This window comes from Natrinema soli (assembly GCF_028618695.1).
This window is the reverse complement of the sequence record NZ_JAQIVI010000662.1, coordinates 1-8,402: the sequence shown is the minus strand read 5'-3', so window position 1 is coordinate 8,402 and position 8,402 is coordinate 1. Positions and strand designations below refer to the sequence as shown.

Genomic DNA, 8,402 nt, shown 5'->3' with positions numbered 1-8,402 from the left:
CGTGCGGGCGCGAGTGTGACTCAGGCTCTTGGTCGTCGGCGCGAGGACGACGTCGGCCCCGGCCATCGCCGCCGCCACCGGAGCGGGGGGTTCACCGCCGTGGGTTTCGCCCGGCGGATAGCGGACGATCACGGCGTCGTCGGTGATCTCGCTCGCGACCTCGTAGAGCGCCTCCCCGATCAGAACCCGGTCGTCGTCGGTGACGACCGCACACGACTCCCCCGCCTCGAGACCCAGACACTGACGGACCGCCGTCTCCGCCGCGGCTCGAAGTGCTGTCATATGCGAGTGTGCGGCGAGCGGGCCGATATGTCTTGCCTTCGGTCGCGCTCGCGGCTTCTCGGGCGATCTCGCCCGTCGACTCGTTCCGCCGGACCGGGTCGAACGGGTGGATCGTCGGCTCGGGTACCGTGCGAATCGGTACCGAGATCGCCCTCGAGAGCGATCGAGAACTCCGATTCGAGTAAGAATCGGCTGCGAGTCCTCGAAACGATTATCCCGCTCGGTGGTCCACTCCCGGGTACATGCAACAGGTCGCCATCAACGGCTACGGCACGATCGGCAAGCGCGTCGCGGACGCCGTTCGGCAACAGCCCGACATGGATATGCTGGGCGTCGCGAAGACGCGCCCGAACTTCGAGGCCGAGACAGCGATCGACAAGGGATTCCCGCTTTACGCGGCAATCGAGGAGCGCGAGGAACTGTTCGCCGAGGCCGGCCTCGAGATCGCGGGGCCGGTCGAGGACCTCGTGGCTGAGGCCGACGTCGTCGTCGACGCCACGCCGTCGGGAATCGGAGCCCAGAACAAGGAACTCTACGAGGAGCACGACACGCCCGCGCTCTACCAGGGCGGCGAGGACGCCGAACTCACCGACGTGAGCTTCAACGCGCGCTCGAACTTCGAGAACGCCGTCGACGCCGACCACGTGCGCGTCGTCTCCTGTAACACGACCGGTCTCTCCCGGGTCATCGCGCCGCTCCGGGAGGCCTACGGCGTCGAGAAGGTCCGCGCGACGCTCGTCCGTCGCGGCGGCGACCCCGGTCAGTCCGACCGCGGCCCGATCAACGACATTCTCCCGAACCCGGTGACGATCCCCTCCCACCACGGCCCGGACGTCGAGACCATCTTCCCCGATCTCGACATCGATACGCTCGGGATGAAGGTGCCCGCGACGCTGATGCACATGCACAGCCTCAACGTCACCCTCGAGGAGGAAGTCGACGCCGCGGACGTCCGCGAACTGTTCGCCGACGAGTCGCGCCTGTTCCTGATCCCCGAGCGGCTGGACATCGACGGCAGCGGGACGCTCAAGGAGTACGCGCTGGACGCGGGCCGGCCGCGCGGCGACATCTGGGAGAACTGCGTCTGGGAGGAATCGGTCTCGACCGTCGGACGCGATCTCTACCTCTTCCAGGGGATCCACCAGGAGAGCGACGTCGTGCCGGAGAACGTCGACGCGATCCGGGCCGTGACCGGCAGCGCCGACGCCGCGGAGAGCATCGAGACGACCAACGAGACGCTGGGAATCGGACTGTAGGATCGCGGATTCGCGCCACGATCGTATAGCGACGACAGAAAGTTTTTGCCGCCCGGTGGCTTACTGTCGGTCATGCGCCGAGACGACCGCGACGAACCCTTCGACGACCTGTTCCGCGAGATCGAGCGAATGATGAACGAGATGATGAACGGCGCGGACGCCAACGTGGACTTCAACTCCTCGAATACCGTCGACAACGGCTTCGGCATGGACACCCACGTCGACATCCACGAGACCGGCGAGGAGGTCCGCGTCGTCGCGGACCTCCCCGGCGTCGAGAAGGACAACATCGAACTCGAGTGCGACGGCAAGACGCTGACCATCTCCGCCGAGAGCGAACACCGCCAGTACGACGAACGCGTCTCGCTGCCGACCCGCGTCAACGAGCACACCGCGTCCGCGACCTACAACAACGGCATCCTCGAGGTCGTCTTCGATCGCGCCGAACAGTCGTCGGACATCAGCCTCGAGTAATCGGGCCGCTCGCGGTCGAATCGACTCGTTTTCGGTCTCTTCAGACGGCTGCTGTCAGTCAGTTCCGGAGCACCCGCGAACCGTTCTGCGATTGCTTCGGGACATCGTTCCGACGGACCGTCTCAGTCCGCAGCGGCGCGTATCGCGGCCGCGAGCCGATCGTAGAAGTCCGGTTCGTACTTCGTTTCCTCGTCGATCGTCGGTCGCGCGTTCGTCTCGTTGACCACTACTTTCTCGCCGGTCTCGAGCAGATCGACGCCCAGGAAGGGGATCTCGAGTTCGACCGCGACCGATTCGGCCAGGTCGCGCCACGGTTCGGGGAGGTCGATCCCGGTCGCTTCGGCCCCGCGGTGGACGTTGTGTTTCCACTGCCCCTCGCGCACCGCGTCGTCGGGGAGCCGGCGCTCGACCGCGCCGACGTACTCCCCCTCGAGTAGCATCACCCGGTAGTCGGTCGCGTTCGGGAGGTACTCCTGAACCAGAAACGACTGGTCGCCGGTCGCCTTGTAGTCGTGGACCAGCGAGAGATAGTCACAGATCCCGAGGAAGGAGTCGAGATCGTGGGCTTTCGCGACGCCGACGCCCCGCGTCGTCGAGTTCGGTTTGACCACGACCGGCGGCTCGAACTGCTCGAAGACCTCGACCAGTTCGGCCTCGCCGACGTCGTTGGAGACGTAGACGGAGTCCGGTACCGGGAGGGCGGCCCGCTCGAGTCGCGCCAGCACCTCGGCCTTGTTCCGCGAGGTCAACACCGTCTCATGATCGTTGAGCCACGGAATCTCGAGCAGGGCGTCCGCGACGCCACCCTCCATCAGCCGACCGGGATAGACGAAGCCGACGTCGTAGACGTCGGGCGACCACGGTGGATCACCGAGCGCGACCGTGCGCTCGCGTACGGGCACGTGGTGAACCCGTACGCCTCGTTCGGCCAGCGGGTCCTGCATCCGCCGAAACGTCTGTTTCTCATTGACGACCGCGAGATCGATCATAGTCGGACGTCGGGAGTAGAGGGGTAAAAAGGTGCTCGAGACGCGGGTCCGAAATTCCAAATGCGGTGGCCGGGAGTGGGCTCCGAGCGCTGCGAGGAGTCCACGACTCGGGGGAGGGCAGGCGTTCACACCGTCACGACCGCGAGTGAGTGCCGAAGGCACGAACGAGCGGGCCGACGACCGATGTGAACGAGCGACTGCGCGGCGCGAAGCGCCGCTCAGGAGTAAGTGAACGGAGGGAGGAGTGTCTTCGTGAGCGGAGCGAACGAAGGCTCGGAAGTCGCAGCCCGCGAACGAAGTGAGCAGGAACGTCTTCCGTTGCTTTTAATCGAATTTTTGCCGAGGGCCAGCTTGCTGGCCCGCAGAGCAAAACTTCGTTCGTCTTATGCGATAAGCTCTTCCTCGCCGCGCTCGATGACGATGCGACACGGCGGCGAGATCTTGTTGTAGGAGCGACGGAGCGCGTCCTTGGCGAAGTCGGCGTCGTCGACGTCACACCAGATGGTGAAGATACGCTCGCCGGCGCCCATTCGGGCGGCGGTGCCGACGATCTTCCCGAACGCCTGGCGCATTCCGTCGGAGACACGGTCCGCCCCGGCACCCGTCGCCTGCTTGTTCTCCCGAATGACCTGGTGGGGGAACTTCCGCAGGATCATCTTGTAGTTGTTCTCGCCGGCGTTTTTCAGCATGTGACGGTTCGCCGAGAGGCGCGAGGCCTCGAGACTTCCGTGACGGAGCTGGACCTCTTCTTCCGTGATGAGGCTCATCTGGACGGGGAAGTCGTCGGGATCCGCTTTGACGTCGCCCATCTTGTGCTGTGCGATCTTCGAGCCAGGGATACCAGTAATGTATTCGCGGCGCGTGTAGGCCGGCTTACTGATCTCCCGGTACATGGAGGCAGGCTTGTCTGACATGGTTGTGATTACTTAGAAAAACGGAGGCCCACCGGGCGGATAAAGGCTTCGAAGCGCCGCGTCGGACAGCGCCGCGGTCGATCACCGCGAGCGAACCGAGGGGCGTCGGTACCGACAGCCGGTATCCCGGCTGGTGACAGCAGTGTCGACTCGAGATCAGACCGGCGTCCCCGACGCGGTCTGTCGAAACGGCGGTTCCGAACTCAGTTCGTGACGACGTACGCCGACCCGGTCTCCTCGATCAGGCCCTGACTCGAGAGCGACGAGAGCACGCTCAGGATTGTGAGCTTCTGCATGTTCAGGAGTCGGCTCAGGTCTCCGGTCGTCGCTCCGCCGGTGGCCTCGAGGGTGACGTACACGAGTTTGCTCTGTGCGGAGTCGAGTTCGGTCGGGAGCGGGCTGTATCGGTCGGTCGGTTGTGTGTCTTGTTTCAACATACTAACAATATCCACGAACTCCTGTATAAGCCTATGGTGCAGAGAATATAGATATCCTAGTAGGTATTATTGCGATTATATTTCGTGGCGGAGTCGAGAACGCAGCGCGATCGGAAAACGGGCTGAGACGAATTGCTGTAACGGGTTCCCGCCACGGTTGTGATCGTCCTGTGGGTTCGCCGAACCCGACTGACGGCAGTCCGTATGAGTGTCGCCGGTGGCCGGCGACGAGTCGCGGGTGCGCTGCTCATCCGCTATCCCGACCACCGTTCCCGGCGGCGTATTTAAGGTTCCGCCGCGAAAACCACTCTATATGAGGAGTTTCCGGATCGGGTCCCTGTTCGGGATTCCGATCAAACTGGATCTGACGTTCTTGCTGGTGCTCCCGCTATTTGCGTATCTCATCGGAGCACAGATCGAGACCGTCGCTGGAATACTGAACGACGGGTTAGCGGCGGGAATCGACGTCGGAACCATCACCGCCGGTTCGATGCCGTGGCTGCTCGGATTAGCCGCTGCGATCGGCCTGTTCGTCGGCGTCGTGCTCCACGAACTCGGCCACTCGCTGACCGCTCGGCGATACGGATTTCCGATCGAATCGATCACCCTCTGGCTGTTCGGCGGCATCGCCGCCTTCTCCGAGATGCCCGAAGACTGGCGACAGGAACTCAACATCGCCGTCGCCGGCCCGATCGTCAGCGTGCTGGTCGGCGTCGGCTCCTACGCGCTCTTCGTCGTCACCCCCGAGAGTCTCAACGGCCCGCGGTTCGTCCTGGGCTATCTCGCCGTCCTGAACGTCGCGCTCGCGTTCTTCAACATGCTCCCCGCGTTCCCCATGGACGGCGGGCGGGTGCTGCGAGCGCTGCTCGCTCGCAGTCAACCCTACGCACAGGCGACCCAGCAGGCCGCCAGCGTCGGAAAGCTGTTCGCGGTCCTGATGGGGCTGTTCGGCCTCTTTTCGGGCAACATCATCCTCATCGGCGTCGCCTTCTTCGTCTACATCGCCGCCTCGAGCGAGGCCCAGCAGGTGACGATGAAGGCGGCTTTCCAGGACGTGATCGTCGGCGACATCATGACGCCGGCGAGTGAGCTCCACACCGTCGAGCCCGAGACGACGGTCGCGGAGCTGATCCGGCGGATGTTCACCGAACGCCACACCGGCTATCCGGTCGTCGATACGGACGCGTTCGAGGGGGAGCGACTCATCGGTCTCGTGACGCTGACCGACGCCCGCGAGATCGAACCGGTCGAGCGCGACGCCTACACCGTCGAAGACGTGATGACGACGGAACTGCAGACGATCACCCCCGATTCCGACGCGATGACCGCTATCGATCGGATGCGGGAACACGATATCGGACGGCTGCTCGTGGTGGACGACGACGACCTCGTCGGACTGATCTCTCGAACCGACGTGATGACCGCGTTCGACATCGTGCAGCAAAGCGGTGCGATCGCTCCCTCGAGTCGGCCGCGGACGGCGGACTGAGTGATATTCACAAGCCGATTTTGGAGCGATTGGTTCCCCGAACAAACGGTTTAACCGTAGCCGGGGCTGACGCTGTACCGATGCCACCGGCCATCGAGACCGTCGATCTCGTGAAGGAGTACGGCGATCTGCGCGCCCTGCAGGAGCTGTCGCTGACCGTCGAGGAAGGCGAGTTCTTCGGCCTGCTCGGCCCCAATGGCGCGGGGAAGACGACGTTTATCAACACGCTGGTCGGCCTGGTCCGCAAGACCGGCGGCGAGGCGCGGGTCTTCGGCCACGACGTCGAGGACGACTACCGGGAGGCCCGCGACGCGATCGGCCTCGCACCGCAGGAGTTCAACGTCGACCGATTCTTCTCGATCAGAGAAGTGTTGAAACACAAAGCGGGCTATCACGGCGTTTCGGACGCCGAAGCAGCCGACCGGGCCGACGAGGTTCTCAAACGCGTCGGGATCTACGACAAGCGCGACGAGCGCTTCGACTGGCTCTCCGGCGGGATGAAACGCCGGCTCCTGCTCGCTCGAGCCCTGGTCACCGAGCCCGACCTGCTCATCCTGGACGAGCCGACCGCCGGCGTCGACGTCCAGCTCCGCCACGACCTCTGGGAACTCGTCACCGAACTCAACGAGGAGGGGACGACGATCCTGCTGACGACCCACTACATCGAGGAGGCCGAACGGCTCTGTGATCGCGTCGCGATCATGAACGAGGGCCGGAAGGTGACGGTCGCGACTCCGGACGAACTCAAGGGGCGCGGCACCGATACCATCGCCGTCCGCCTCGAGTCCGTGCCCGCGAACGCGCCCGAACTCGGCGCGTACGCACACGAAACGACGGTCTCCAGCGACCTGCTCGAGGTACGCGTCGACGACGGTGGTTCGACTGCACCGCAGTTGCTCAATGATCTCGAGGCGATGGGCCACGAGATCGCCGATCTCGAGATAACCCGAACCTCGCTCGAGGAGATCTTCGTCGACCTGACCCGGAGCGAGGATCGGACGGTGACCCGATCCGGAGCCGAGGGTGAGGACGAGACCGGCGATGGCGAGGCGACCCCGTCGAAGACCGAACGAGAACAGGAACGAGAGCAGGAGGGGGTCGCCTGATGCTGTCGGTCGGCTTCCGCGCGCTCTTCCGACGCGAGATTCTGCGATTCGTCCGCCGGCCCAAGAACACGTTCATGCCGCCGGCGATCACGAACGTGCTCTACTTCGCCGTCTTCGGCGTGATCCTGGGCAATCGGATCGACCAGATCGCGGGCTTCGACTACATCCTCTTCATCGTGCCCGGGCTCATCGTCCTCGGTGCGATCTCGAACGCCTTCGAGAACGCCTCGTTCTCGATCTTTCACGGCAGATGGAACGAGTACATCCACGAGACGCTGACCTCGCCGCTGTCGTACGTCGAGATGGTCGTCGCCTACGTCGGTGCCAGCGCGGTACGGGGTCTCATCGTCGGCGTCATCATCGCCGCCGTCGGGCGACTGTTCGTCCCGATCAGTTTCGAACACGGGCTCTATCTCGTGGCGACGATGGTCGTCATCACGGCGCTGTTCGCCGGGTTCGGTATCATCGGCGGCCTCGTCGCTCGAGACTTCGACGATCTGACCGTGATGAACCAGTTCATCCTCCGGCCGCTGGTGTTCTTCGGCGCCGTCTTCTACTCGCTCGAGACGTTCGACCACGCCTGGCAGGTGGGCCTCTCGCTGGTGAACCCGATGGTCTACATGGTCGACAGCGTCCGGTACGGACTGCTGGGCCACTCGGACCTGATCGGCGTCGGCATCCTGCCCGCACCCTACACCGACTTCGCGCCGTTGCTTTCGCTCGCGGTGCTCACGGCAGTCACCGTCCTCGTTCTGTCGATCGACGTCTACCTGTTTAAGATCGGCTACGGACTGACCGACTGAGAGCGGCCGGTCGGTGGCCCTCGAGTTCGGCTTGACCAAATGACACGCGGTGGCGCGTGCTGTGCCGCGGTTCGCGCCAGCGAACTGCGGCTCAAAAGCACGCGAGGGATGAGCGAGAGAACGGAAGCGCGGCGCAAAGCGCCGCGGAAAGGCGAACGGCCGAAGGCCGTGAGCCAGTGACCGAGCGAATCGGCTGGGGAGGGCGTGGCGATCCCCTGTTGCCACGATAGCAGGACGCTTCGTCTCACACGATTCCATTAGAACACACCGTTCCATTCACACGTCTACTGGTCACCGAACCCGGAACGGCTCCGGCGGAACGACAACTATGAGCGATACGCTCTTCCACCCGAACTATTGTCGCGAAGAGTCACGCCGTTCGGATCTCGAGCGACTCGAGCACCGTCCCGTCCGGGTGCCGAATCGAGCCCTCGAGGCCGCCATCATCGCGCTCCTCGAGGGTCGCGAACCCCGGCTGATTCCCGCGCGGGTCGGCGTGACTGCCGGGATTCAACAGGGTGAGATCGCCGGTTTCGACGACCGTCGGCCGGTGGCTGTGCCCGAAGACGACGACGTCGGCCCCTCTCGAGCGACCGAACATGACGAGCCCCGTCTCGCCGCCGTCCCGTCGGTGCGTGACGGCGAACCGGAC

11 protein-coding genes and 1 pseudogene are annotated in these 8,402 nt (G+C 64.4%); 7 read left to right on the top strand and 5 right to left on the bottom strand.

What is annotated here, in order from left to right; all coding sequences use genetic code 11:
- Positions 1-282: pseudogene (locus PGX04_RS29520) on the bottom strand (aminopeptidase); the annotation flags it as partial.
- A 32-nt stretch (positions 283-314) separates the two neighbouring features.
- Here PGX04_RS29520 and PGX04_RS29515 point away from each other — a divergent pair.
- The 3 genes from PGX04_RS29515 (at position 315) to PGX04_RS29505 (ending at position 2,012) form a co-directional block, all read left to right on the top strand.
- Positions 315-467, top strand: a complete 153-nt coding sequence (locus PGX04_RS29515; protein ID WP_273741750.1) for a hypothetical protein — start codon at positions 315-317, stop codon at positions 465-467.
- A gap of 57 nt (positions 468-524) precedes the next feature.
- The gene (locus tag PGX04_RS29510) at positions 525-1,538 is read left to right on the top strand and encodes a type II glyceraldehyde-3-phosphate dehydrogenase (RefSeq protein ID WP_273741749.1); all 1,014 of its coding nucleotides are present in this window, start codon (positions 525-527) and stop codon (positions 1,536-1,538) included.
- Between the two features lie 72 nt (positions 1,539-1,610).
- The gene (locus PGX04_RS29505) at positions 1,611-2,012 is read left to right on the top strand and encodes an Hsp20/alpha crystallin family protein (RefSeq protein WP_273741748.1); all 402 of its coding nucleotides are present in this window, start codon (positions 1,611-1,613) and stop codon (positions 2,010-2,012) included.
- Positions 2,013-2,134: 122 nt separating this feature from the next.
- On the opposite strand, the gene PGX04_RS29500 is transcribed toward PGX04_RS29505, so the two are convergent.
- From PGX04_RS29500 to PGX04_RS29490, 3 genes are all read right to left on the bottom strand, one after another.
- Positions 2,135-3,001: an ATP-grasp domain-containing protein gene (locus PGX04_RS29500; RefSeq protein WP_273741747.1), complete on the bottom strand. Its 867-nt coding sequence runs from the start codon at positions 2,999-3,001 to the stop codon at positions 2,135-2,137.
- A gap of 383 nt (positions 3,002-3,384) precedes the next feature.
- On the bottom strand, positions 3,385-3,915 hold the full coding sequence (locus tag PGX04_RS29495) for a 50S ribosomal protein L16 (protein WP_273741746.1): 531 nt from the start codon (positions 3,913-3,915) through the stop codon (positions 3,385-3,387).
- A 203-nt stretch (positions 3,916-4,118) separates the two neighbouring features.
- Positions 4,119-4,352, bottom strand: a complete 234-nt coding sequence (locus PGX04_RS29490) for a MarR family transcriptional regulator (protein ID WP_273741745.1) — start codon at positions 4,350-4,352, stop codon at positions 4,119-4,121.
- A gap of 313 nt (positions 4,353-4,665) precedes the next feature.
- Between PGX04_RS29490 and PGX04_RS29485 the strand changes: the two genes are divergently transcribed.
- The 4 genes from PGX04_RS29485 (at position 4,666) to PGX04_RS29470 (ending at position 7,930) form a co-directional block, all read left to right on the top strand.
- Positions 4,666-5,841 carry a CBS domain-containing protein gene (locus PGX04_RS29485; protein ID WP_273741744.1) on the top strand — a complete coding sequence of 392 codons (1,176 nt, stop codon included), beginning with the start codon at positions 4,666-4,668 and terminating at the stop codon, positions 5,839-5,841.
- A gap of 80 nt (positions 5,842-5,921) precedes the next feature.
- Positions 5,922-6,947: an ABC transporter ATP-binding protein gene (locus tag PGX04_RS29480; RefSeq protein ID WP_273741743.1), complete on the top strand. Its 1,026-nt coding sequence runs from the start codon at positions 5,922-5,924 to the stop codon at positions 6,945-6,947.
- Positions 6,947-7,750 carry an ABC transporter permease gene (locus PGX04_RS29475; RefSeq protein WP_273741742.1) on the top strand — a complete coding sequence of 268 codons (804 nt, stop codon included), beginning with the start codon at positions 6,947-6,949 and terminating at the stop codon, positions 7,748-7,750. The genes PGX04_RS29480 and PGX04_RS29475 overlap by 1 nt, the downstream gene beginning before the upstream one ends.
- Before the next feature lie 39 nt (positions 7,751-7,789).
- A complete protein-coding gene (locus PGX04_RS29470; RefSeq protein ID WP_273741741.1) occupies positions 7,790-7,930 on the top strand; it encodes a hypothetical protein in 141 nt (46 codons plus the stop codon).
- 190 nt (positions 7,931-8,120) lie between these two features.
- Here the strand turns inward: PGX04_RS29470 and PGX04_RS29465 are convergent.
- A partial coding sequence (locus PGX04_RS29465) for a metallophosphoesterase family protein (RefSeq protein ID WP_273741740.1) occupies positions 8,121-8,402 on the bottom strand: 282 nt, incomplete at its 5' end.

What these genes read in the sequence shown, in the direction of transcription:
- PGX04_RS29510 (WP_273741749.1), top strand. Translation starts at nt 525, where the DNA reads ATGCAACAGGTCGCCATCAACGGCTACGGCACGATCGGCAAGCGCGTC.
- PGX04_RS29505 (WP_273741748.1), top strand. Translation starts at nt 1,611, where the DNA reads ATGCGCCGAGACGACCGCGACGAACCCTTCGACGACCTGTTCCGCGAG.
- PGX04_RS29500 (WP_273741747.1), bottom strand. Translation starts at nt 3,001, where the DNA reads ATGATCGATCTCGCGGTCGTCAATGAGAAACAGACGTTTCGGCGGATG.
- PGX04_RS29495 (WP_273741746.1), bottom strand. Translation starts at nt 3,915, where the DNA reads ATGTCAGACAAGCCTGCCTCCATGTACCGGGAGATCAGTAAGCCGGCC.
- PGX04_RS29490 (WP_273741745.1), bottom strand. Translation starts at nt 4,352, where the DNA reads ATGTTGAAACAAGACACACAACCGACCGACCGATACAGCCCGCTCCCG.
- PGX04_RS29485 (WP_273741744.1), top strand. Translation starts at nt 4,666, where the DNA reads ATGAGGAGTTTCCGGATCGGGTCCCTGTTCGGGATTCCGATCAAACTG.
- PGX04_RS29480 (WP_273741743.1), top strand. Translation starts at nt 5,922, where the DNA reads ATGCCACCGGCCATCGAGACCGTCGATCTCGTGAAGGAGTACGGCGAT.
- PGX04_RS29475 (WP_273741742.1), top strand. Translation starts at nt 6,947, where the DNA reads ATGCTGTCGGTCGGCTTCCGCGCGCTCTTCCGACGCGAGATTCTGCGA.
- PGX04_RS29470 (WP_273741741.1), top strand. Translation starts at nt 7,790, where the DNA reads ATGACACGCGGTGGCGCGTGCTGTGCCGCGGTTCGCGCCAGCGAACTG.